This window comes from Salinimicrobium sediminis, assembly GCF_900215295.1.
GTDB lineage: Bacteria > Bacteroidota > Bacteroidia > Flavobacteriales > Flavobacteriaceae > Salinimicrobium > Salinimicrobium sediminis.
Window position 1 is genome coordinate 258529 of sequence record NZ_OCMF01000001.1, and the last position, 25464, is coordinate 283992.

Annotated in this window: 21 protein-coding genes and 1 tRNA gene; 8 read left to right on the plus strand and 14 right to left on the minus strand. The window is 42.6% G+C overall.

Annotation, left to right across the window (positions count from 1 at the left end):
- Positions 1–125: 125 nt before the first annotated feature.
- From CRO16_RS01200 to CRO16_RS01210, 3 genes are all read right to left on the minus strand, one after another.
- Positions 126–5237 carry a YDG domain-containing protein gene (locus CRO16_RS01200; RefSeq protein ID WP_097054528.1) on the minus strand — a complete coding sequence of 1704 codons (5112 nt, stop codon included), beginning with the start codon at positions 5235–5237 and terminating at the stop codon, positions 126–128.
- Between the two features lie 535 nt (positions 5238–5772).
- Positions 5773–7899: a Tex family protein gene (locus CRO16_RS01205; RefSeq protein ID WP_097054529.1), complete on the minus strand. Its 2127-nt coding sequence runs from the start codon at positions 7897–7899 to the stop codon at positions 5773–5775.
- A 98-nt stretch (positions 7900–7997) separates the two neighbouring features.
- Positions 7998–8360: a hypothetical protein gene (locus CRO16_RS01210; protein ID WP_097054530.1), complete on the minus strand. Its 363-nt coding sequence runs from the start codon at positions 8358–8360 to the stop codon at positions 7998–8000.
- A 232-nt stretch (positions 8361–8592) separates the two neighbouring features.
- On the opposite strand from CRO16_RS01210, the gene CRO16_RS01215 reads away from it, so the two are divergent.
- The 7 genes from CRO16_RS01215 (at position 8593) to CRO16_RS01235 (ending at position 15001) form a co-directional block, all read left to right on the plus strand.
- Entirely contained in the window at positions 8593–10146 is a 1554-nt protein-coding gene (locus tag CRO16_RS01215; RefSeq protein ID WP_097054531.1) for a protein adenylyltransferase SelO, read from the plus strand.
- A 186-nt stretch (positions 10147–10332) separates the two neighbouring features.
- Positions 10333–10458, plus strand: a complete 126-nt coding sequence (locus CRO16_RS16380; RefSeq protein WP_262507400.1) for a hypothetical protein — start codon at positions 10333–10335, stop codon at positions 10456–10458.
- A gap of 80 nt (positions 10459–10538) precedes the next feature.
- Positions 10539–11228, plus strand: a complete 690-nt coding sequence (locus CRO16_RS16275; RefSeq protein WP_245858841.1) for a sensor histidine kinase — start codon at positions 10539–10541, stop codon at positions 11226–11228.
- A gap of 43 nt (positions 11229–11271) precedes the next feature.
- A complete protein-coding gene (locus tag CRO16_RS16280) occupies positions 11272–11616 on the plus strand; it encodes a sensor histidine kinase (RefSeq protein ID WP_245858843.1) in 345 nt (114 codons plus the stop codon).
- Complete coding sequence (locus CRO16_RS01225; RefSeq protein ID WP_317042507.1) at positions 11606–12286, plus strand: response regulator transcription factor; 681 nt, start codon at positions 11606–11608, stop codon at positions 12284–12286. Before CRO16_RS16280 ends, CRO16_RS01225 begins: the two co-directional genes overlap by 11 nt.
- A 225-nt stretch (positions 12287–12511) precedes the next feature.
- The gene (locus CRO16_RS01230) at positions 12512–14302 is read left to right on the plus strand and encodes a TrkH family potassium uptake protein (protein ID WP_097054533.1); all 1791 of its coding nucleotides are present in this window, start codon (positions 12512–12514) and stop codon (positions 14300–14302) included.
- A gap of 3 nt (positions 14303–14305) precedes the next feature.
- Positions 14306–15001, plus strand: a complete 696-nt coding sequence (locus CRO16_RS01235; RefSeq protein ID WP_097054534.1) for a potassium channel family protein — start codon at positions 14306–14308, stop codon at positions 14999–15001.
- 224 nt (positions 15002–15225) lie between these two features.
- On the opposite strand, the gene CRO16_RS01240 is transcribed toward CRO16_RS01235, so the two are convergent.
- Positions 15226–15299, minus strand: a tRNA-Arg gene (locus CRO16_RS01240).
- Between the two features lie 85 nt (positions 15300–15384).
- On the opposite strand from CRO16_RS01240, the gene CRO16_RS01245 reads away from it, so the two are divergent.
- Positions 15385–15654: a hypothetical protein gene (locus tag CRO16_RS01245; RefSeq protein WP_097054535.1), complete on the plus strand. Its 270-nt coding sequence runs from the start codon at positions 15385–15387 to the stop codon at positions 15652–15654.
- Between the two features lie 83 nt (positions 15655–15737).
- On the opposite strand, the gene CRO16_RS01250 is transcribed toward CRO16_RS01245, so the two are convergent.
- From CRO16_RS01250 to CRO16_RS01290, 10 genes are all read right to left on the minus strand, one after another.
- A complete protein-coding gene (locus CRO16_RS01250; protein WP_143544386.1) occupies positions 15738–16175 on the minus strand; it encodes a hypothetical protein in 438 nt (145 codons plus the stop codon).
- 166 nt (positions 16176–16341) lie between these two features.
- Positions 16342–16791 carry a GatB/YqeY domain-containing protein gene (locus tag CRO16_RS01255; RefSeq protein ID WP_097055730.1) on the minus strand — a complete coding sequence of 150 codons (450 nt, stop codon included), beginning with the start codon at positions 16789–16791 and terminating at the stop codon, positions 16342–16344.
- 68 nt (positions 16792–16859) lie between these two features.
- Positions 16860–17285 (minus strand): sensor histidine kinase, encoded by a 426-nt coding sequence (locus CRO16_RS01260; RefSeq protein WP_179670468.1) that lies wholly within the window; start codon positions 17283–17285, stop codon positions 16860–16862.
- Between the two features lie 86 nt (positions 17286–17371).
- Positions 17372–17506, minus strand: coding sequence for a hypothetical protein (locus tag CRO16_RS16385; RefSeq protein WP_262507402.1), 135 nt, complete (start codon positions 17504–17506; stop codon positions 17372–17374).
- 132 nt (positions 17507–17638) lie between these two features.
- On the minus strand, positions 17639–19648 hold the full coding sequence (gene ftsZ / locus CRO16_RS01265; RefSeq protein ID WP_097054538.1) for a cell division protein FtsZ: 2010 nt from the start codon (positions 19646–19648) through the stop codon (positions 17639–17641).
- Positions 19649–19717: 69 nt separating this feature from the next.
- On the minus strand, positions 19718–21070 hold the full coding sequence (ftsA, locus tag CRO16_RS01270) for a cell division protein FtsA (RefSeq protein ID WP_097054539.1): 1353 nt from the start codon (positions 21068–21070) through the stop codon (positions 19718–19720).
- Between the two features lie 3 nt (positions 21071–21073).
- Complete coding sequence (locus tag CRO16_RS01275; RefSeq protein WP_097054540.1) at positions 21074–21790, minus strand: cell division protein FtsQ/DivIB; 717 nt, start codon at positions 21788–21790, stop codon at positions 21074–21076.
- Positions 21780–23135 (minus strand): UDP-N-acetylmuramate--L-alanine ligase, encoded by a 1356-nt coding sequence (gene murC, locus CRO16_RS01280; RefSeq protein WP_097054541.1) that lies wholly within the window; start codon positions 23133–23135, stop codon positions 21780–21782. Before murC ends, CRO16_RS01275 begins: the two co-directional genes overlap by 11 nt.
- A complete protein-coding gene (murG, locus tag CRO16_RS01285; RefSeq protein WP_097054542.1) occupies positions 23135–24238 on the minus strand; it encodes an undecaprenyldiphospho-muramoylpentapeptide beta-N-acetylglucosaminyltransferase in 1104 nt (367 codons plus the stop codon). Before murG ends, murC begins: the two co-directional genes overlap by 1 nt.
- Positions 24235–25443, minus strand: coding sequence for an FtsW/RodA/SpoVE family cell cycle protein (locus CRO16_RS01290; protein ID WP_097054543.1), 1209 nt, complete (start codon positions 25441–25443; stop codon positions 24235–24237). The genes murG and CRO16_RS01290 overlap by 4 nt, the downstream gene beginning before the upstream one ends.
- Positions 25444–25464: the final 21 nt, after the last annotated feature.

Genomic DNA, 25464 nt, shown 5'->3' on the forward strand with positions numbered 1-25464 from the left:
TAATTTTTTTAGGCGCGACTGCATACTAGGTACTGCTTACTGCCGGCTTAAAATAAGAAAGCCCTGAATTTCTCCGGAGCTTTCTGCTTCTAACTACTAATCCAAATATTAGTAATTCATCTATATTAATCTATAATTATTTGTTTGGTAAAGATTTGACCATTGCTGGCACTAACTTTCACAAAGTAACTGCCCCCGGGGAGTCCGTCCCTGTTCAAGGTAACTTCATTCACCTGGTTTGCTGTCACTTTTCCATTGAAAAGGCCTGCTACCTTACGATTACTGAAGTCAAAGACCTCTACCATCGCGCTTGCATCTGTATTAAATGTGAATCTAACTAAAGCTTCTGTACTTACCGGGTTTGGAGAAACACTCATGGAAGTCAGGATCTCCACCACAGGTTCGAAGGTTTGGGCTACAGTGGCTTCTTGTTGAGCTTTTTGACTGCCGCCACCTTTAACTTCATGTATAACGATGGAACCACCTCCTAAGATAGAAGCTTCATTAGAGTTTTCATCAGCTCCTAAGCCGTTGTCATACACTACCCCTTGTTCTCCCCAAATTTTTATCCGGAACCTGTCTGAAGTAGTACCATTGTTCCAGTTCCCGTCGAAAGCTACCAGGGTGAATTTGTAAGAGCCTGTACCATTTATGGTTCCCTGTCCGCGATAAGTTGCCTTACCGCCGGAAATCACCAGAGAACCAGATTCGTGAAGCTGACTTTTAAAGTTAAGTTCACCTGCCTTAAACTGGAATTCGGTATTTCCCTCTACTTCATTAGTCGCTGTCTTACCTTTTTTATACTTAGCCACAAATCCAAAGTTGGCTTTACCTTCCAGTGTTGCATCTGCAACATAGGCCCCGGCAGGCGACCAGATCCAACCTCCCCCGGTTACAAATCCGGCACTTGGATCATAAACAGGTAAGTAAGCTACAGATTCGGAACATCCTCCACCGGCAACGGCTGTTACTTTATAGACTTTGACATCCGGAACAGACACATTTGACAAAATGGCGACTCCATTTACATCTGTCCACGCGATTTTTGATGATGTGAGTTCATTATCAAAGTAGAACTTCACTACCACACCTTCTACTGGTACTTCATTTAAATCTTGTACTGTTGCTCTTAAAGTAGCAGTTGAACCAATGGCAACCGGATTGCTGCTTGCACTGGCGTCGATGGTTACTCCTTTGATCTCAAATTTATCAGATGCTCCTAAGTTTAGAGAGTAATTACCCCCGGCACTTAAATCTCCCAATATATAGGTATAGAAACCAACTCCCTCACCTTCTTCTCTTCCCAATGAACCTGTAAACGAATTACCTTCTATTAGTGTTTCGCTCGGGGTGTAGGTAAATGTTGGATCGTCCTGACCGCAGAATTTGGATTGATATGCAACTGGAGTGATAATAATTGAACGTGAAGAAATATTCGCACTGGTTGTCGCTGTGTTGTTGGTCAGGTTATAGTTACCTGCATCATCACCACTGATCGTAATACCCGATACAGAAACTTCAATTCCATCAGCTACATTAGCATCAGCAAAGCTGGCTGAAGTATAATCAGCAGTTACAGCATCATCCGTAAGCGCATCAGTAGAAAGATTCACAGTGGCATTTGTTGTTCCATCGTAAGTCTTATTAATGCCGCTGGCTAATACTACCAGGTCTTTTGCAGTGATATCTGCAGTGGCAGTTCCATTGATGGTAGACAGACTATAGTTATTGGCATCTGCACCTCCACTGATCACAATGGAAGTGTAGTTTACATCCTTTCCTGTATTAACATTCTTGTCTTCAAAGGCTACTGAATAATCAAATTCCAGGTCATCTCCAGTTACACGGTTATCATCAAAACCATCTCCGGTTACTGAAGTAGTTCCATCGTAAGTCTTGCTGTCTGCAACAAAATTGCTTAGAACCAGAGCCCTGGCAGAAATATCCGCTTTGGCAGTTCCACTGGTTGTAGACAGACTATAGTTATTTGCATCTGCTCCTCCACTGATCACAATGGAAGTGAAGCTTACATCCTTGCCTGTATCAACATTTTCGTCCTCAAAGGCTACGGAATAACCAAATTCCAGGTCATCTCCACTTACACGGTCATCTCCAAAACCATCTCCGGTTACTGAAGTAGTTCCATCGTAAGTCTTGCTGTCTGCAACAAAATTACTTAGAACAAGAGCCCTGGCTGTAATATCTGCAGTGGTAGTTCCAACCGAAGTCAGGTTGTAGTTACCAGCATCATCTCCTGATAATACCATACCTGAAGCAGTGACTACCTTACCAACTCCAACATTCTTGTCTGCAAAAGCAGCGGATCCTCCGGTTAAGGAAACATCATCGCCAACAACAGCACCATTCAATGTCTGGTCAACAACTTCGGCAACAGCGTAACCATCATAAACCTTGTCATTGGCAGTGAAGTTTCCGGTGATAGCCAAAGCAGTAATATCTGCCGTAGTAGTTCCAACAGAAGTCAGGCTGTAGTTACCAGCATCATCTCCTGATAATACCATACCTGAAGCGGTGACTACTTTATCAACTCCAACATTCTTATCTGCAAAAGCAGCGGATCCTCCGGTTAAGGAAACATCATCGCCACCAACAGCACCATTCAATGTCTGGTCAACAACTTCGGCAACAGCGTCACCATCATAAACTTTGTCATTAGCAGTGAAGTTTCCGGTGATAGCCAAAGCAGTAATATCTGCAGTGGTAGTTCCAACCGAAGTAAGGCTGTAGTTATCAGCATCGTCTCCTGATAGTACCATACCTGAAGCAATGACTACTTTATCAACTCCAACATTCTTATCTACAAAAGCAGCGGATCCTCGGGATAAGGAAACATCATCGCCAACAACAGCACCATTCAATGTCTGGTCAACAACTTCGGCAACAGCGTCACCATCGTAAACCTTGTCATTGGCGGTGAAGTTTCCGGTGATAGCCAAAGCAATAATATCTGCCGTTGTAGTTTCAATGGAAGTCAGGCTATAGTTACCAGCATCATCTCCATCCAGGAACATATCTGAGGCAGTGACTACTTTATCAACTCCAACATTCTTATCTGCAAAAGCAGCGGATCCTCCGGTTAAGGAAACATCATCGCCAACAACAGCACCATTCAATGTCTGGTCAACAACTTCGGCAACAGCGTCACCATCATAAACCTTGTCATTGGCAGTGAAGTTTCCGGTGATAGCCAAAGCAGTAATATCTGCCGTTGTATTTCCAGAAATTGCTGCAAGGCTGTAGTTGTTTTGATCGGCTCCACCGGAGATGGAAATATTGCTGAAGTTCACATCTTTACCAGTAGCAACATTCTTGTCCACAAAGGCAACATTATAGGTGAATTCCAATTCATCGTTTGCTACACGGTCATCATCAAAACCATCTCCGGTTACTGAAGTAGTTCCATCGTAGTTTTTATCATCTGCAATGAAATTACTTAGAAAAAGTGCCCTGGCAGTAATATCAGCTGTAGCTGTTCCCGATGTGGTCGAAAGACTGTAGTTGTTTTGATCGGCTCCACCGGAGATCACAATACTGCTGAAGTTTACATCTTTACCAGTAGCAACATTCTTGTCTGCAAAGGCAACATCATAACTGAAAGTTAGCTCATCACCCGCCACACGGTCATCATCAAAATCATCTCCGGTTACTGAAGTATTTCCATCATAGGTCTTATCATCGGCAACAAAATTGCTCAAAACAAGAGCCCTGGCAGTAATATCAGCTGTAGCTGTTCCCAATGTGGTCGAAAGACTGTAGTTGTTTTGATCGGCTCCACCGGAGATCACAATACTGCTGAAGTTTACATCTTTACCAGTAGCAACATTCTTGTCTGCAAAGGCAACATCATAACTGAAAGTTAGCTCATCACCCGCTACACGGTCATCATCAAAACCATCTCCGGTTGCTGAAGTAGTTCCATTATAGGTTTTATCATCGGCAACAAAATTGCTCAAAACAAGAGCCCTGGCAGTAATATCCGCTGTGGCAGTTTCAACCGAAGTAAGGCTGTAGTTATCAGCATCAACCCCATCCAAGTACAAATCTGAGGCAGTAACTGTTTTACCAGCACCAATATTCTTACCTGTAAAAGCAGCTGTACCACCGGTCAATGAAACAGCATCACTACCAATTACACCTGTTAAAGACCTGCCTGTTATAGTGGCACTAGTACTTCCATCATAGACTTTATCTTCAGCAATAAAAGAACCTGTTATTTCTTTTTTATTAATCTCCAAAGTAGCAGCATTACTTTCTGCAGGCGCCCCACAATTCCCGATTACTACAGCTCTGTATTGATAACCACTCATTTCCACTCCAGGCTTTGCCACATTTAAAGTAGCTGTACCCGTTCCGGAATAAATAGAATTGTCAGTAATATTGGTGAATCCACCGCCTGTATTGACCTGCCATTGATAACTCACAGCACCAACAGCCCCAATTGAAAAACTTGTATTTTGCCCATAAGTTAGTGAAGAACTTACTGGTTGTGAATTAATACCAAAATTAGAAACTGTAAAACCAGCATTTTGTATTAAATAATCATTCTGGCTTGCAGATGCCCAGACAGTAAAATTAGGAGAACTTCCAACCATAGCGGTTCCTGAAATCCGCAATTTAATATTGGCAGATTCATTCTTGTCTAAAGCAACAGAGGTAATCTCAGAGGAAAAAGTACTATTTGAGAAAAACTTTGCAGTTAGACCAGAAGGAAGATTTGTTACAGAAAGAGAAATTGCTTGAGAGTTATTGGCTCCCTGATTTGTTCTCCCTACCTGTACATCATACACTACTGAAATAGGGTTAACGACGCAACTTGGACTTTGGTTATTTACTATAAGAGATTGTACAATAGGAGCATCAGTAAAAAACACAGTATCCGTACTGCCTGAACTTAATCCTGTTGCAGTCAGTTGAAAAGAAACTCCAAAGTGACTCCAATCAAATATAAATTCGTCGTTGTAGATATTTCCATTAGAGTCCGCCTGAGCATACAAAACGTATTCACCCACATTTGGTGATTCTTCAATGATTTTAAGTTCAACTGTTTCTCCGACCTCCCAGTTAAAACCGGAAATTTCGAGAACATCACCCGGGTAATAATCCCCTTTGTCGGTCAAAACCGTCTGCCCCACCACCGTCGTTGCCGAAAGCGTTAAGATCATTAGCAACAGCCATAACCGTGTTGCTCCGGTAAATTGGAGTAAAAATTCACGCATATCAATAAGTATTAAAAATGAACAAATTATGGAGATATCCAGGTAGGGATGGATAGCTTTTACACTACTTGAGGGGGAAAGTATGTCTCACGCACTTTATCAAATCCTTAACAGATTTGTTAAAACAGCACCAGTACGGGAGAGCTAATTAAAGTCATTTTTTACAACTGTAGAAGAAGATAGGGATAATTTCTATCAAGAGTAAAACTCCATCGATAAAGAGTCTAATTGATTGAAAAATAATAAATAATGATGCTAATATTTATAAGAAACACCTACAAGAAAGTGGGTTTTAGAGATCATTTTTCAAAGCTTAAAAATGCTAAAGTCAGCAGCAGAGGCTGCTGAGGAATTTATAAAAGTTTTAGATTCATAGTAGCGGGTTTCCAGTTCCCTAATGCCTTATTGAGAGAGCAGTTCTCAGGTACATGGCTTGAAAGAAAATTACGCAAAATTTAAAATAATTATCTATTCCTGATCACTGATCGCTGTCCCCAGACCCCCACTTCTACCTTCGTCCTTCAAAAATCTAACTTCAATCAATCATCGACAATTGTATCCTCTTCCTGGCCTCATCCACCTCCATCACGGTTACCTGTACGTGCTGATGTAATTTTACGACCGAATTTACATCACTCACGAATTCATTTTTCAATTTTGAGATATGTAAGAGTCCACTTTCTTTGATGCCGATATCCACAAAACAACCAAAATTGGTGATGTTATTGACGATTCCCGGCAGCTTCATCCCGGGCTGGAGATCCTTAATAGTTTTTACATTGGGATCAAACTCAAAAACTTTGGCTGACTTCCGGGGATCTACTCCCGGTTTTTCAAGTTCCCTAAGAATATCATTAATTGTTGGTAATCCTACAGCGTCAGAAATGTAATTTTCAGGAGTAATTTTGGAAATGAGCTCTTTGTTGCCCACGAGTTCCTTCAGCGGCACCTTAAGATCACCTGCCATTTTTTCAACCAGGGAGTAACTTTCGGGATGGACGGCAGAATTGTCCAGCGGATTTTCAGAAGCAGGGATCCTGAGGAATCCTGCGGCTTGTTCAAAAGCCTTGGCTCCCAACCGCGAAACCTTCAGCAGCTCCGGCCGGGAGGAGAATTCCCCGTTTTCGCTTCGATAAGCTATTATATTTTCAGCTAAAGCAGGTCCAATTCCGGAGACATAGCTCAACAGCGGGGCACTTGCGGTGTTAAGGTTCACTCCTATTGAATTAACACAGCTCTCCACCACACGATCCAGTTCATTCTTTAGCTTTGTTTGATCCACATCATGTTGATATTGACCTACTCCAATCGCTTTTGGATCGATCTTCACCAATTCGGCCAAGGGATCTGCAAGGCGGCGGCCAATAGAAACCGCACCCCGTACTGTGACGTCAAAAGTGGGAAATTCTGCCCGTGCTATTTTGGAAGCCGAATACACCGAAGCCCCTGCTTCATTTACAACAAACACCTGTACATCCCTGTCAAAACGTATGTTTTTAATGAAGAATTCCGTTTCTCTGGAGGCAGTCCCGTTTCCTATGGCGATAGCTTCGATATTATAGGCATTGACCAGGGATTTCACCTTTTTTGAAGCCATAGCTATCTCTTTTTGCGGCGGATGCGGATAGATGGTCTCATTGTGCTGCAGCTCTCCTTTCTCATCCAAGCAAACTAATTTGCAACCAGATTTAAAGCCGGGATCAAGTGCCAGAATTCTTTTGGAGCCTAATGGCGGTGCAAGCAGCAACTGGCGAAGATTATCGGCAAAGACCTTAATAGCATCCTCATCGGCTTTTTCTTTGGCTGCCGCCACTGCTTCATTGGAGAGAGCAGGTAAAAGCAGCCTTTTTAAGGCATCTTCAACAGCTTCTTCTAAGTATGGAGTACTGGAATTGCGTTGAGGCTTCAGAACGAATCCATTCACGATCCTTACCACCTCTTCCTGCTCCACCTCAATTTTCACCCTCACAAAGCCTTCTTTTTCTGCGCGAAGAATGGCCAACAGCCGGTGGGAAGGAATAAACTTCAGTTTCTCCTCCCATTCAAAATAATTTTGATATTTCTGCGCCTCCTCCTCTTCAGCCTTCTTTTTCACCACCTTGGAGGAGATCATTGCCTTTTGCTGAAACAGCTTCCGCAGCCGGGTTCTTACTGCCTGATTTTCATTGATCCATTCTGCAGCAATATCTTTAGCCCCGCTAAGGGCTTCTTGAGCAGAAGTAACCTGCTTAGCTACAAATCTTTCCGCAGCAGTTTTAATGTTTGGCGAGTTTTGAGCCATCAGCATTTTCGCAAGGGGTTCCAATCCCAGTTCGCGCGCGATATCGGCCTTTGTCTTTCGCTTCTTTTTGAATGGAAGGTAAAGGTCCTCCAGTTGAACAAGATCTTTAGCACCTGTAATTTTTGCTTCCAGTTCAGGTGTTAAAGCTTCCTGTTCAGCAATAGCTTTCAAGACTGCTTTTTTACGCTTCTCAAGTTCTTCAAATTCGGTTTTAAACTTGAGGATATCTGCGATCTGCACCTCATCAAGATTGCCTGTCATTTCCTTCCTGTAGCGCGAAATAAAAGGAATGGTTGCATCTTCTGCCAGCAGTTGCAGGGTGTTTTGAACACTTTTTTCCGAAAGGGTGGTGCGGGCAAGAATGAATGCAGTCGTTGTCATGGATTTCTTCTGAAGTTATTTGGGCAAAGATAAAACCTTGAACAAAAAAAGCCTTCCGAAAAACTTCAGAAGGCTATATATTTAAACAGATGGTCTTATTATACCAGTACTACATCCTCAATTCGGGTTGTAGAACCCTGGCCGGCAAGTAATCTACCATAAAACTTGAGGTCAAGGTCTGAATTTCTAAAGGTCTTTTTAAGCTGCGAAACTGCTTTCTCCAGAGGGATCCTATGCACTTTAATCTCGGGATAGGAATTAGTGAATTCCTGTTTTTCAACACCCACTTCAATGCATCCACTGGCCTTATCGTAGCAAACAAATTTTGCCTGATAATTATGTTTTATAAACTCTGCAAGGGACGCAGGTAATTCATCGCATTTTTTGCATTCCTCAATTTGATGTGGTATTAAATTCAGTAAATGATCCTGTATTTGGTTTCTGCTTTGGTATGATACCATAACTTTGTCCTTTTCAATTTTTTTCTAAAAATAATTCAGTTCTTCCTGCCATAGATGTACTTTAATTTAGGTTTAACTTATTTTACTCCTATTGGCTAAGCAGTTGTTAATTTTCTAAAGAAATTTCTGACGTACTCCGGCTGAAAAAGAAGAAGTTGTAAGTAATTTTTGGGGAAACCTCTTCCGTGGAAATGCTTCTAAAGTTTTGTAACTTGAAAATAAAAGATCTGCTATGACTGCACTACACAAGAAGGAATTTGGCAATGCCTTTACTGAAGCCTTTGAAGGAGATGATAGTGGCGATCGCACTCCACGACAAACTCCCGGAAAACTTTACAGTAAGGCTCAACCCACTCCTGTTTCTGCACCTCAATTGCTGTCATGGTCCAAGAATCTCGCTGAAGAACTGGAAATAACCTATCCTTCCCCTGAAGATCTTGAGATCCTTGCGGGAAATCGCGTTACAAAAAGTATGAGGCCTTATGCTTCCTGCTATGCTGGGCATCAATTTGGGAATTGGGCAGGACAGTTAGGTGACGGCCGTGCGATCAATCTGGGAGAATGGAGTTCTAAAAAGGGCATTTTTGAACTTCAGTTAAAAGGAGCCGGTCCTACAGCATATTCCCGTCATGCCGACGGGCGGGCAGTTTTAAGATCCTCTGTTAGAGAGTATTTGATGAGTGAGGCTATGCATCACCTGGGCATTCCCACAACCCGTGCTCTTGCCCTTGTTGCAACAGGTGACCAAATACTCAGGGACATGTTCTACAATGGTAATCCTGCCTTTGAACCGGGCGCGATCGTTACCCGTGTAGCACCTTCATTTCTGCGCTTCGGAAACTTTGAACTCCTGGCTGCCCAGCAGGACAGGGTGCAATTGGAACAGTTAATTAACTGGACCATTGACCGATATTTTCCGCATTTGACGGAAGAGAACCGAATCCTTAAATGGTTTGCAGAAGTAGTCGAAAAAACCGCTTTTTTGATGAGCGAGTGGCAGCGGGTTGGTTTTGTTCATGGAGTTATGAATACAGACAACATGTCAATTCTTGGCCTCACCATAGATTACGGGCCGTATTCTTTTCTTGATAATTATGATCACAATTTTACCCCCAACACCACTGACCTTCCCGGGCGCCGCTATGCCTTCGGGAACCAACCTTCTATAGGTTACTGGAACCTGGGCAGACTCGCAAACGCCATTTCTTTGCTCTTTGAAGAAACCGAAGGTCTGGAAGAGGTTTTGAGCACCTATGAAAAACATTTCTGGGATCATTACTACGGAATGATGGGCAGAAAGTTAGGATTGGACCAGGTTGGAAAAGAGGAAAAGGAACTTATTTCTGATTTTGAAAAAGCGCTTTCGGGAATCCAGCCGGACATGACGATCTTCTACAGGTTACTGGCAGACCTTCCTTCAGAAATTACTCCTGAAAATATTCTTCAGCATTTCGCCCCTTCTTTCTACCATGATTTGAAACCCGTTGAAGAGGACCTTTTCACAAAACTGATCACTGATTATGCAAAAAGGCGAAAAACCAATAACACATCCCCCGAAGCTTCACGCAACCTTATGAACAGGAACAATCCACGAATAATCCTTAGAAATTACCTCCTGCATGAGGCCATAGAAGGGCTGGAAAAGGGGGACAACAGCTTGTTCGAAAAACTTCAAAAGGCGATGCAGGCTCCGTATGCAGGACAAGGATTTGAAGAATTGGTCAAAAAACGTCCTCAATGGGCAGAAACAAAAGCCGGGTGCTCTATGCTTTCCTGTAGCTCATGACCTGGATTTAACAGAGCATCCCGTTTTAAATGTTAAATTTATTGGTCAGAATTCGAGAACAAAATTTCTCAAGTTCAGAGATTTAACAACAACTAATTTGTAAGAATTCTAAAAATTTTTATATTAGATGCTCCTTCTGTTTAGAAAATATTTAGAAAACGGATTCGAACCTTAAAAATTCAAAAGATGAGCACTTCAAAAAAATCTGAAAATGACAAAGACAAGGTATCGATCATTGAAGCCTGGTCAGACAATCTACTGGTAGCTGCGCTTTTTATTTTCTTAGTATTACTTGGTTTTATAGTAAGATAATCTGGCATACTTTTAGTCAACTCCTTCATTAATCTTTCCTAAAAATCACCGGCATGTTTATCTTTGGAGAAAATTAGCCGGTGGAGCTTTTAAAAAAGATTGAACATAGTCAACCCCTGCAATATATTATTGGGCTGGGGTCTATTTTGTTCTTTTCGCTCATTTGCTACCTGTTTATTGACATCATTGGTTATCATGTTGTCGCCCTCATTTTGCTTCTGGTGGTGTCTATCCTGGCCATGTTCCTGGAGACTTTGCCAATTGTTATAGCTGCAATAGCAAGTGCCTTTATCTGGAATTTTCTTTTTATTCAGCCGCGAGCAACATTTAATATCACCACCCCTCAGGACGCTTTGCTCTTCCTTATGTATTTTGTTATAGCTGTTATGAATGCAGTTTTTACCTCCAGGCTCCGCAAGGTCGAAGCTGTAGCCAGGCAACGGAAGGCACGGGAAAAAACACTTCACTTATACAACACTCTTCTTAATTCACTTTCCCATGAACTTAAAACCCCAATTTCCACAATTATTGGGGCAATTGACACCCTAAAGACAAATTCTGATAAAATTTCTGAAGTCAACAAATCCGACCTTTATCATGAAATTGATTTGGCCGGCAACAGGCTTCACCGGCAGGTCAACAACCTTTTGAGCATGAGCAGGCTCGAATCAGAATTTTTTAAACTTCAGCTTGACTGGTATGATCTTAAGGAAATAATTCATGGGGTCATTGAGCGAAACCGGAAAGAATCACATCCTATTTTTTTTTAATTCTTCAGAAGAGATCCCTCTGTTTAAAATAGATGGTGTTCTTATGGAGCAGGTATTTCATAATATAATACATAATGCCATTGAATACTCCCCTGCCGGAACTACCATTACAATAAATCTAATGCGAGTGCAGAAAGGATTTAAAGTAGAAATATCTGACACCGGCCCCGGGTTTCCGGAAGATAAACTGGAGCGGGTCTTTGAAAAATTCTATAGGCTGCCTCACACGGCTACCGGAGGAACGGGCTTAGGCCTTTCTATAGCACAAGGATTTGTAAGAGCACATAACGGAACTATCACTTTGGAAAATCTTACTACAGGAGGAGCGAAGTTTATTATTGAAATTCCTGCCGAAATGGCTACTTTAACGACCAAAGATGATGAATAAACAGGAAATCCTTGTTGTTGACGATGAACCACAGATCAGAAAGCTGTTAAAGATCATTCTGGAAAGTCACGAATATAAAGTGGTGCTTGCCTCCAACGGCATTGAAGGTATTAATCTCGCCGCCAATCATTCTCCTGAATTGATCATATTGGACCTCGGTCTACCCGATAAAAGTGGACATGAAGTATTGCACGAGCTTCGTACGTGGTATGAAAAACCTATCATAATCCTTTCCGTTATTGATTCTGAAGAGGATATTATCAATGCACTTGACAGTGGCGCTACAGATTATTTAACCAAACCCTTTCGAACGGGGGAACTATTAGCCAGAATACGCTCTTCCATTCGGCTTACGCAACATGTGGAGGTGCAGCAGGTCATAACTTCCGGGGATCTTGAAGTGGACCTCACTTCCCGAACCGTACTTAGGGAGAAGGAGATCGTAAAACTAACTTCTACGGAATATAATCTTTTAGTGCTTCTTGCAAAAAACCAGGGAAAAGTACTTACACACCAGTATTTACTCAAAAGCATTTGGGGCCTTGGTGCCCAGACTGAGACACAGTATTTACGGGTTTTTATCGCGCAGCTTCGAAAAAAGCTGGAAAAAGACCCTAACCATCCGGAGCACTTCATAACCGAAAGCGGGGTTGGCTACAGATTTTTATAATCTTTATAAAATCTTTATGGCCTGCTTCTAATCCTTACACTCTCCTTATACTTTCCAGCCTAACTTTGTTCTTTTATAGATGGAAAAGAAAAAGAGTAAAACACCAACGGGTTCAAATTCCTTTCGCCACCTTAAATGGCCGGTGATTATTATGCTTGTTCTCCTTTTTCTTTTGGTCCTGCTAATGGATCATTTCTACAGAACCGGTAATTTATAATTTGACCATTGAACTTCCCTAAACATCAAAAATGGGAGAAAATCGAACAAAGGCTTGCCAGCCTACAGAAATTCTCCTTTTGGTTAAGTCTTTTTGCAGTTTGCCTGATCATCTTTGACATCGGCTTTACTCACAGATCTGAAACTGAACTCTATCTTACCGACTTCTATTTAATAGCCTTACTCATTGGTAGTACTACGATCCTGGTGAGATATACAATATCGAAAGAAAAATTCCCTGTTAAGGTTCGCTTCTTTGACGGTACTATTTTCATCCTTAATCTCCTGCTGGTCTTAATAAAACTGGATCTCCTGCTGGAAACTTTTCCCTTTTTAAGCTTCTTCAACAATATGGGGTGGCTTTATCTTGCATTGCTCATCTATTTTATAAGGGAATTTTCGGCTAGGCGTATAAATTTCAACAGGGAGTTACTAAATCCGGCACAGTTGTTCATTGCAAGTTTTCTGGGAATGATCTTAGTAGGAACACTTCTCCTTATGCTTCCGCGTGCCACTCATGAAGGGATCTCGGCATTAAATGCACTTTTTACTGCAACCAGTGCAGTTTGCGTGACCGGCCTTATTGTAGTCGACACAGGAACCTATTTCACTAACCTTGGACAAACCATCATCCTTATTTTAATACAAATGGGAGGTTTGGGGATCATGACTTTTGCCAGCTATTTCTCTTATTTCTTCAGGGGCAAAAGTTCTTATGAGCATCAGATCATGCTAAAGGATATGACCAATTCTGAAAAGATAGGAGAAGTTTTTAGTGTCTTAAAAAAGATTGTTCTTCTTACCTTTGCCATAGAATTAGTTGGAGCCTTATTCATCTTTATAAGTCTGGAACCGGGAATAGTCCGCGGTTTTTTCAATCAGGTATTCTTCTCCATCTTTCATAGCATTTCGGGATTCTGCAACGCAGGATTTTCTACTCTCGAGAATAGCTTGTACGAACCTGAATTCCGGTTTAATTATCCGCTTCAGTTGATCATCGTCTCCCTTTTTATTCTTGGAGGAATAGGTTTTCCTATTCTATTTAATGTTTATAAATATTTCACCTACTACTTCAGGAACCAATATGCCAAGTGGAAACATCCGGCCAATTCAGTCTACACCCCTTGGGTCATTAGTCTCAACACAAGAATTGTTTTGGCTACTACATCAATATTACTCGTAGTAGGAACGGTATTATTTTACTTCTTTGAGTATGACAACACGCTAGCGGAACATACCGGATTCGGAAAACTTGTGGTATCCTTATTTGGTGCCGCTACTCCCAGAACTGCGGGATTTAATTCTGTAGATACCAGCGCACTTAACTTTCCCACTATTATGATCGTATTTATACTTATGTGGATTGGAGCTTCCCCCGGATCTACAGGGGGTGGTATTAAAACCAGCACATTTGCCCTGACTACGCTTAACTTTTTGAGCCTGGGCAGAGGGAAAAACCGGGTTGAAGTATTCCGCAGGGAAATTTCAGATCTTTCTATAAGAAGAGCTTTTGCCATCATTTCCCTATCACTAATGGTGATAGGGACCTCGATCTTCCTGATCGCTTCTTTTGATGAAGAAAAAACGCTTTTAAGTATTGCTTTCGAGTGTTTTTCCGCCTATAGTACAGTGGGACTTAGTATTGGCATAACCCCGGAGTTAAGTTCGGCATCAAAAGTGGTGATTATAGCTACAATGTTTATTGGGAGAGTAAGTATGCTTACTATTTTAATTGCCCTCCTGAGAAGGGTGAAATACCTGAGTTACAGATATCCACAGGAAGAAATACTAATGAATTAGAATATGAAATACATCATCATAGGACTGGGAAATTTTGGTGCCTCTCTTGCCGAAAAACTTACAAAAATGGGCAATGAAGTTATTGGAGTAGATGTCAACATGAGCAAGGTCGAAGCGATAAAAGACAAGATCACTCACGCTGTAAATCTTGATTCTACAGATATTACCGCGGTTTCAAGTTTGCCACTTAAAGACACAGATATTGTTATTGTGGGAATTGGAGAAGACAAAGGAGCGAATATCATGGCAACTGCGCTAATGAAGCAGCTGCATGTAAAAAGGCTTATAAGCCGGGCTGTTTCTCCTTTACAGGAGATGGTCCTGGAAGCAATGGGCGTGGATGAGATCATACATCCCGAAGAGGAAACCGCCGAAAGATGGTCTAAAAAACTAAATCTTCAGGGAGTTGTAGATTCCTTTGAAGTAAACAGGGATTACAGTATCATAGAAACAGAAGTGCCTGATGCCTTTGACGGGAAGACTCTTGAAGAGATTGGGCTCAAAAGAAAGTATGACATCATTGTTCTCACAACAATAAAGATCACCCGGGAAAAAAATGAATTGGGCACAAACAAAGATGTTTCGAACGTGCAGGGTGTGGCTTCAGCAAAAACTGTTATGTACAAGAACGACATTATGGTTCTATATGGACATAATAAGAACCTTAAAAAGCTGCTTAAAGATCAGGATAAGTATTAATTTGATTTGCAAAATCAATTATTCACTCTTAACCTGCTTTACTGTCAAAGCGGTTCCATAAGAATTGGCTGCGCCCTTTCCCTTGAGCTCCCGCCTGAAAATAGAAAGTCCGCCCCGGCTATCGCCGGATCGGTTTTTTATTTCCCTTCAAAGGTACGAGCAAGCTCAACCTTTTCGGGAAACAAAAAAGTCCGCAGCTTTCGCTGCGGACTTTCTGCTTTAAGTGACCCCGGAGGGATTCAAACCCCCAACCCTCAGAGCCGAAATCTGATGCGCTATTCAGTTGCGCCACGGGGCCTTTTAAGAAGGCGCAATTTACATAAAAAGTTTTAACCCCGATAACCAATTTCTCTGAAAATACCGGGCGACTATTTTATTTTTCAGTGCCTTTATTTACTGACATCAACCAACAGGATAAGAACTACTTGTTTCTGAAAGGCGGCAGTGGGATTTCCCCCGACGAACGTTTTCTAATTACTCGGAAATTGGAACAACCGGGCCTCAAAACCTATTTTGGACAGGCAGGGGTGAATTTCTCTTTAGCAACTTATCACCTGTTCCAGGCAGGTGCAGGGATACTCCAGGAGGAGATCACTGGTGAGAATACCGGAACACAATTCTTACTGAATGTTTCCTACAGGTATAGATTTTAAAATCAATCCCGTGTAAATTTTCCGGCAGGAACAAAAAAAATCCGCAGCTCTCACTGCGGATTTTTTATTTTACTATTTCATTTTTACGAGTTCCCCATGATGGAAACCTTTAGCGGCTTCAGGGATTCTCCACTTCTTTCTACTTCTACTTCAATTTTTTGACCTTTTTGAAGCGCATCAAAAGCTACAGTTTGCCCGTCACGCATAATTTGGGTCTCATTTGAGAAGTAAAGTTCAATAGTTGTGGTATCATTCAATTGAACATAAACTTCATTCTGTTCAGCATCTACTACCAGTGCGGTTCCTGTATAAGTTCCGGATTCCACAAGATCTGTATCTTCCAATTCCTTGTCACTGCTCATGGTAGTGTCCACCTCGCTCATGCTGTCATCCATTTCATTCATGGTAGCTTCCCCGGTCATTTCAATGGTCTCGGAATTATTTTCTTCAGCATTCTTACAGGAAATTGCTGTTGAAAATATCATTGAGGAAACGGCTAAAATCATTATTGATCTTTTCATATTATTCATTTTTAATTAATTGAATCCCTTTAAAACAAAGGTTCTTTTCAAAACAATCCACGAATATACAACCGTTAAAAGCCCTATGAATAAATTTTATAACAATTTAAGCCTCAGAAATAATATTTTAACCCGTCTTTAAGACGATTATAGCGATTCACTATTCTTAAGCCAGCTTTTTTCGCACTATTGTCGAAATAGTTTTACCGTCTGCTCTCCCCGCCAGTTCTTTGGAAGCCACTCCCATAACTTTTCCCATATCCTGCATCCCGCTGGCACCGGTTTGGGTGATGATCTTTTCTACTTCAGCTTCGATTTCCTCTTCGCTCATTTGCTCCGGAAGAAAGCCTTCAATGACTGCCGCCTGGTCGAGCTCAGGCTGTGCCAGGTCTTCTCTCCCCTGCTCCTTGTATATTGCAGCACTTTCCTTACGTTGTTTTACCAGCCGTTGCAACAATTTTAGCTCCTCGTCCTCGCTGAGACCGTCTCGTCCTGAAGCATCTGTTTGTGCAAGAAGGATCGCACTTTTTACGGCTCTTAAAGCTTCCAGTTTATTACTGTCTTTCGCGCGCATAGCATCCTTCATTTCGGCCATTACCTTATCTTGTAAACTCATCTGTATGAAATTTTGATCACTGCGAAGATAGGCAGGAAAACGAAGCACCACAAAACTGAGGTGAAATTTTAGTTCTTTTCAGACCTTTTAGAAACAACTTCCTTTTCTTCAGGTTCCCTTATCAATGGGAGCAAAATACCAAAGCTCGAACCTCTTCCTTCTTCAGTATCAAAATTAATTTCTCCTCCATGCGTCTTCACAATATCAAATGATAGTGACAGGCCCAGGCCGGTTCCTTCACCAGAAGGTTTCGTACTAAAGAAAGGCTGAAAGATCTTGTGCCTTATATCTTTTGGAATTCCGGTGCCGTTATCTGAAACCCTAACTTCTGCTTGTGTTTCCAACTCTTTCGTTTGAACAGAAACAACAGGTCGATAATTCTCCTCGTTAACCGCAGCACTCGCTCGCCGGGCAAGTACAGCATAAAAAGCATGCGTGAACAAATTTATGAGAACCCGCCCCAAATCCTGAGGAACAGCATTTATCTTTCCCAAATCCTTTTCATAGGTCGTGACAATCTCAACATCAAACCCCTTGTGTTTGTTTTTAAAACCGTGATAAGCCAGTCTAAGGGAATCTTCTATAAGTTTATTGGATCTACCGGCTCTTTTTTACCTGTACTGGCGCGACTATGATGCAACATTCCTTTCAAAATGGCATCGGCCCGCTTTCCATGACTGTCTATTAATTCCAAATTGTGCTGAATATCTTTCATCAATAGATTCGCCTCTTCAAGATTACCTTTTTTAGCTCTTCATAGATTGAAATTTAGAACCCAGAATTTTTAAATAAAAAAACCCGAAACCGGGGGGCTGGCTTCGGGTTAAAAATTGAGGGGCCGGAGGGCCTAATCTACATTATCGTGTAAAAAAGAATTATTAGTCCTGAATCTTATTTCATCATCATCCCCTGTACCTAAAGTAGTACGGGACAATTTTCCTTCTCCAGGGCGTGAACTATCCAAATCTATGCCCTGTCTTTTATAGGCCGGTTGTCTCTCATATTCATCAACCTTAGAAGGATGATTTCTGAATTTATAATTGAATTCTTTCATTTTCGCCTTTCGTTCAGCAGATCTTTTTATGAGACTCTCACTGATGGGTACATTGAAAGGATCCATCTCCTCGTCATGTGAAGGTTTAACTTCTTCAGGTTTAGGAGCAGTTTTGGCAACAGGCGCCGGAGCTGGTGCTGGTGCCGGTGCAGGTGCAGGTGCCGGAGCCGGTTTCTTAAGTTCCGGTTCAAATTCCGGCTTTTGCTTTGCAACAGGCTTGGAATTTTTCAGCATTTCTTCTACCTGCATATAATCATCTAACGAGTATCGTGTAACCCCGTTATGAGTATTCCTGTTTTGAGGACTAAGTTCTGTTTTCTTTACCGGTTCATCCATTTCTTCGGTGAGCCTGTGCACGATCTTTTCTTCTCTCTGAGCCTGCGCGTTTTCTTCATGCTTTGGCTGTGGCTGTTCTCTTTTTGGCTCCTCTCTTTCTGAAGAAGGTGCATTCCTGGGCATATCAAAAGTGAACATGAACTGTTGTTCCCTGGGTTCAGGATTTACAACTTCAGGCTCTCTTACCTCTATTTCTTTAGTACTATCTGTAATAATGAAGTCAGGTTCTTTAGCAGGCTTCACCTCCTCATAAACAACATCCATATTTTTTACAGCTTCCGAAGGATAGTTACTCTCCGGCTCTTCTTCGATCTCCTCTTCCTCCTCTAAAGACAGGGTGTGGACAATTTTATTTTCCTGTGCAGGGGCAGGACCGTCAAAAACCGAAGATGTTTTCTTTGGAGAAAGTTCGTGTTCGGCTTTTTGCTCATCCTCCAGGGTGTGGATGATCTTTTTGGCTTCGGTATTTACGATCTCATTTTGTTGCTCCACGTCAAAACCCGTAGCAATTATGGTTACAGAAATGGCGTCATCAAGGCTTTCGTCTTCACCTACACCCATTATGATGTTGGCGCTGTGGCCGGCTTCTGCCTGGATATGATCTGAAATTTCCCCAATCTCATCAATAGTGATCTCTTCGGAACCGGAAATGATAAGCAGCAACACATTTTTGGCACCGGTGATCTTATTATCGTTAAGAAGTGGAGAATCAAGAGCTTTAATAATGGCATCCTGAGCACGGTTTCCACCGGAAGCCTGTGCAGATCCCATAATAGCTGTACCACTATTGCTAAGAACGGTCTTAGCATCACGTAAGTCAATGTTTTGGGTATAGTGATGAGTAATTACTTCGGCAATTCCTCTGGAAGCTGTAGCAAGAACTTCGTCTGCCTTGGAAAATCCGGCTTTAAAGCCAAGGTTTCCGTAAACCTCTCTAAGTTTATTATTATTGATCACAATAAGTGAATCCACCTGCTTCCGAAGATTTTCTACTCCGTGTTGGGCCTGTTCACATCTTGTTTTTCCTTCAAACTGAAATGGAATAGTTACGATCCCCACCGTAAGTATCCCCATATCTTTTGCCTGTTTGGCGATGATTGGCGCAGCTCCTGTACCTGTACCCCCACCCATTCCGGCAGTGATAAATACCATTTTGGTATTGGTGTCTAAAAGTGCTCTTATCTCGTCAAAACTTTCCTCTGCTGCTTTGCGACCGACTTCAGGATCGGCGCCGGCTCCCAGACCTTCAGTTTCTCTAACTCCCAACTGAATTTTGTTTGGAACGGGGCTGTTTTCAAGGGCTTGTGCATCTGTGTTACAAATCACGAAATCAACCCCCTTGATCCCTTGCTGGAACATGTGGTTGATCGCGTTACTTCCTCCTCCACCTACACCAATAACTTTTATAACGTTCGATTGATTCTTGGGGAGATCGAATGTGATGTTTCCGAATTCTGTGCTGCTCATAAATTCTGTTTTACTGGTTTTGTACTTCTTTTATCTTTCTTTTTCATAGTTATTTCTTCGCCGATTTTTCTACTCGGCGTTGTCTAAAAAATCCTTGAACTTTTCAAACCATTTCTCAAATATTGTCTTGCGCGGCTGACTGATAGTCGTTTGCTCCTCACGCTGATATTCTTCTTCGGAAGGTGTAGCGGCTGGCGTTTCACTTTCCTGCCGAATTTCTTCGGTAGCTGCTGCCTCTTCTTCTTTTGCCGGAGATTTAAGGTTGATCTCCAGACTGTTCAACACCAATCCTACTGCCGTAGCATAAACCGGGCTGGTAGTTTCTGAATCGCTGTCACCGGCTAAATGTTCGTTTGGATAACCAATCCTGGTATCCATCCCGGTGATATACTCAACTAACTGCTTGATGTGCTTCAACTGTGCACCCCCTCCTGTTAGTACGATCCCCGCGATCAGCTTTTTCTTTTGCTCTTCATGGCCGTAGTTCTTGATCTCCAGGTAAACCTGATCAATGATCTCCACAACTCTCGCGTGGATGATCTTGGAAAGGTTCTTTAAAGTGATCTCTTTGGGTTCTCTTCCACGAAGTCCGGGTATGGAAACGATTTCGTTATCCTTATTCTCTCCCGGCCATGCCGATCCAAATTTCACTTTCAGTAATTCTGCCTGCTTTTCAATGATCGAACAGCCTTCCTTGATATCTTCGGTGATCACCCCGCCACCAAAAGGAATTACGGCAGTGTGACGAATAATTCCGTCTTTGAAGATGGCGAGGTCTGTTGTTCCGCCTCCAATATCTACCAGGGCAACTCCGGCCTCTTTTTCTTCCTGGCTTAAAACTGCATTTGCAGAAGCCAAAGGTTCCAAAGTAACAGCCGATAATTCCAATCCTGCACTTTTCACACATCTTCCCACATTTCTAATGGAGGAAACCTGTCCTACTACCACGTGGAAATTCGCTTCCAGCCTTCCCCCGTACATTCCTATGGGTTCTTTGATCTCTGCCTGCCCGTCAACCTTAAATTCCTGCGGCAACACGTGGATGATCTCCTCACCCGGAAGCATTACCAGCTTATGCACCTGGTTGCAAAGGGTCTCAATATCACTGGCATCGATCACCTCATCGGGATTAGGACGCGTGATATAATCACTATGTTGTAAACTGCGTATGTGCTGGCCGGCAATACCTACCACCACATCTTTTATTTTCATTCCACTATCTGCTTCAGCCTCCTGTATCGCCTGCTGGATAGACTGGATTGTTTGTGTAATATTATTTACCACCCCACGGTGTACCCCAAGGCTCTTTGCCTTTCCAATGCCAATGATCTCCATTTTCCCGTAATCATTTTTACGGCCAATCATGGCTACGATCTTAGTAGTTCCAATATCTAAGCCTACTGCGATGTCGTTTTGTTCCATACTTTATTTTTTAGTGCACACAACCTGGTCGCCAAATTGTAGATCCACTTTTTCATATGCGTCAAGCTTTTTATCCTTTAGCGCCTTTTGATAAAAAGCTTTAAAATTTTTAAACTTCAATTCAATATCCTTCACCTCTCCAAACATCAGCACAAAATCGAGCTGCCTCAGGTGAATTTGATACTTCCCGTTTGGCAACCGATGAAGACCGGTAACGTGCCGCGTGAGGAATTCATCCTTGGTGATAAAATCCATCAATGGATATACTTCTTTCAACTGGTCTTCTCTCACCCCCGTTACCAGAGGCACCCTTGCCGAATAATATTCTGAAAGCGGCATTTTAAATCCGTGTCTGTCAAGGTAAAATGGCGCACTTGCCAGGACTCTGGCCAAAGGTTTCCTTTGTGTAATCTCTGCCCCCAATTTTCCATCAACAGTAAGAAAGACTTCAGCGTTTTCAACCATCTCATGAGCCTCCAGCAGGGTCTCCACCCTATTCAAATCTAAAGCTTCTTTACCTATGCTCTTAACCCTTACCTCATTTTGTATTAACAATTTATTAACCGCTTCTTCAGTGAGATACAGGTTTTCATTGTTGGTGAAATGAAGATTTACATCGGAAAGAATTCTCGTGCTGTTGCGCTTTTCAGCGAATGCAAATAAAAAGAACACCACGCCAAGGAGCAAAAAGATCTTTATGTAATTCCAGTTAATTTTCACCTGTCAGATTTTTCCTGATTTTCTCTACTTCTTCCCCTATGTCACCGGCTCCCATAAGTACAACAACCTCAGCATTTTTGCTTTTGATCACTGCAGAAAGCTGCTCTTTTTGAACCAGCTGTTTTTTATCATTTTTGACCAGCTTCAGGAGCCATTCTGAAGTTACTCCATCAATAGGTTTCTCCCTCGCCGGATAAATATCAAGCAGCAGCAATTCATCGAACAGGCTGAGGCTTTCTGCAAAACCTTCAGCAAAATCCTTTGTTCTGCTAAAAAGATGCGGCTGAAAAACCGCCAGCACGCGCTTCCCCGGATGCATTTCGCTCACCGCCTGATGCACTGCTGCAATTTCTGCAGGATGATGGGCATAATCGTCGATCAAAACAAGGTCTTCCATCTTGATGCGATAGGAAAATCTCCTGTGCACCCCTTTAAACGAAGCCAAAGCCCCGGCAAGCAATTCGGGGGGGGCACCGAATTCCATTGCCATTGCAAGGGCTGTGACTGCATTTTGTAAGTTATGTTTTCCCGGAAGGCTTAGTTCAAAGCCATTGTAGGTTCCTTTCTGTGTTTTGAGATCGAAGTGATAACTGCCGTTTTTGACGCTTATGTTAACGGCAGCAATATCTGCATCATCATCAATTCCTATTGAGATACCATCAAGTGGCAGACCATTGGCATAAAACAGTTTGCCATCTTCCGGTACCAGGGAGGCAAATTCCTTAAAAGAGGCCTTGATAGTATTATCATCTCCATAGATATCCAGGTGATCTGCATCCATTGAGGTGATAGCAGCAATGTTTGGTGCCAGTCGCAAAAATGATCTGTCAAATTCATCGGCTTCCACGACCATGGCCTCATTTCCATCAAGGAGCAGGTTCGAATTAAAATTCTCTGCTATTCCTCCCAAAAATGCGGTTATTTTACTTCCGCTTGCTTTAAGCAAATGCGCCAACATGCTGCTGGTGGTAGTTTTACCGTGTGTTCCTGCAACTGCCAGGGTAAAATGGCCCTTGGTAAGATTCCCCAGTACCACAGAACGTTTTTCCATGGTATAACTGTCGGCTGTAAAATGTAGGTATTGAGGATGCTCCTGCGGAATGGCGGGGGTGTAAACGATGAGGCTTTCTCTGTCTTCCAGAATTTCCAACGGCAGATCTTCCACTTTGTCTGAAGTGATCACCTCAATACCTTCAGCCTCTAGTTTTCTTGTGAGTTCGGTTGCAGTACGATCATATCCTGAAACATTCTTCCCTTCAGCATTAAAATAGCGGGCCAGGGCACTCATGCCTATGCCGCCAATGCCTATGAAATATATGTTCTTTATGTGCTCGTAATGGCTCACTATCTTCTTGTTTTAAGCAACTTTTCTACTTCGTTCACGATATTAGCCGTTGCAAATGGCTTTTCAAGTTTTTTGATATTTCTGGCCAGACTTTTCATTTTTTCGTCTGTCTCCACCAATGGAAAAAAGATCGACCTGAAGCCCTGTTCCAAATGACTTTCTGAAAGCACGATGGCAGCATCACTTTCGGCTACCGCCATGGCATTTTTCGTTTGGTGATCTTCAGCAACATTAGGTGACGGAATGAACACCACCGGTTTCCCTACAATGCACAATTCTGATACCGTTCCGGCTCCGGCCCGGGATATAATAATATCGGCAGCTGCATAGGCAAGGTCCATCCGCTTCAAAAATGCGAAAGTCTGAATGTTTTCTTTTTCGGCATATTTGCTGTACTCTTCAAAATAGAGGCTTCCCGTTTGCCAGAGGAGCTGCAAATCATGTTTGGCAAATTCCTTCAGGTTTTCCTCGACCAACTGGTTTATCTTACGGGCACCCAAGCTTCCGCCAAGCACCAGCACGGTCTTTTTTGCAGGATCAATTCCGAAGAAAGCCAAGGCTTCCTCCCTTTTGGAGCTTACATCAAGCAGGTCCTGCCGTACAGGATTTCCTGTAAGCACGATCTTTTCTGATGGAAAGAACCGCTCCATATCCGGGTAGGCAGTACAAATAGTATTTGCACCTTTTGCCAGTAATTTATTAGTGATGCCAGGATATGAATTCTGCTCCTGGATCAAAGTGGGGATATTTTCCCTGTTTGCCATTTGCAGTAAAGGTCCGCTGGCGAATCCGCCGGTCCCGATCACCACATCGGGTTGAAATTTTTTAATAATATCCCGAGCTTTCCACAAGCTCTTAACAAGCTTAACCGGAAAAAGCAGGTTTTTAGCAGTAAGCCTGCGCTGAATTCCGCTTATCCAAAGGCCTTCGATCTTGTAACCGGCTTCGGGAACTTTTTGCATTTCCATGCGATCTTCGGCCCCTACAAAAAGGATCTCGCAGGTAGGGTACCGCAATTTCAACTCATTGGCAATAGAGATCGCCGGGAAGATGTGCCCTCCCGTGCCGCCGCCTGATATAATTACCCGTAGCTGATTTGTCATATTGCCTCGCTTAAAATTTCTAATGGATTATCTGCATCTCCCAATCTTTCCTCTCTTTGTTGTTGCAGCTCTTCTTCCCGTTTGGCACTAACACTTAACACCATTCCCAATGCCAGGCAGGTCATCCAGATCGAGGATCCCCCGCTACTGATTAAAGGCAGGTTTTGCCCCGTTACCGGGAATAACTCCACAGCTACCGCCATGTTTACCAACGCCTGAAAAACAATTGGCAGGCCAACACCTATGACCAGCAGTTTTCCAAAAATTGAATTAGCCTTGGTTGCAACAATTATGATCCTAAAGAACAGCAGCAAATAAACACTCATTACTCCAAGGCCGCCAATAAGGCCCATTTCCTCAATAATTATCGCATAAATAAAATCTGAAGAAGACTGCGGCAGGAAGTTACGCTGCACGCTCTTTCCAATTCCCTGCCCTGTTACTCCGCCACTCGCAATTGCGATCTTGGCTTTTTCTATCTGGTAATCGGCTTCAGTAACTTCATCATTTGAAAAGTTTTCGACTCTGCTTATCCAGGTATCAACCCGGTTGGGAAACAACCCCGGAAAAGCCTTTGCTGTCAGCATAAATATTGACAGGAAGATAATTCCGGCGCCAAGGATAGCGGCCAGATACTTCAAGGGATAACCTCCAATAAAAACTACCAGCAGCACCATGGCAAATAAAATAGCCGTAGTAGAAAAATTGGCCGGCAAGATCAAGCCCAACACTAGTGCCACAGGCAGCCAGAGAGGGATGATGGATTGCTTAAAAGTGAAAGGTTTATCCTTCATTTTCGCCATATATCTCGCTACATAAGTGAGCAGTACGACCGATGCTAACGTGGAGGTTTGAAAGGTTTTATTTAAAAATGGAATGGTAACCCAGCGACTTGCGTTGGCCCCGTCTATCACCATTCCCTGCGAAACTGTAAAGGCTAGCAGCAGAACTAAAATGGGTAACACCAGTATCGATAGGCCAACAAAATAATGGTAGGGAACTTTATGTACGAAAAACATGATCACGAAGCCAAGGAAAAGGTAGATGAAGTGGTTTACCAGGTACGGGAACGTGCTTCCGTCACCGTAAAGGTACGCCAGGTTACTACTGGCACTGTACACGGGCAGGAACGAAAAAATCGCCAGCAACCCGGCCGCAGCCCAGATAGTTTTATCACCTTTTATCCTTGAAAAAAATTCTGTCATGAATTCTCCTTTTTGACCTTT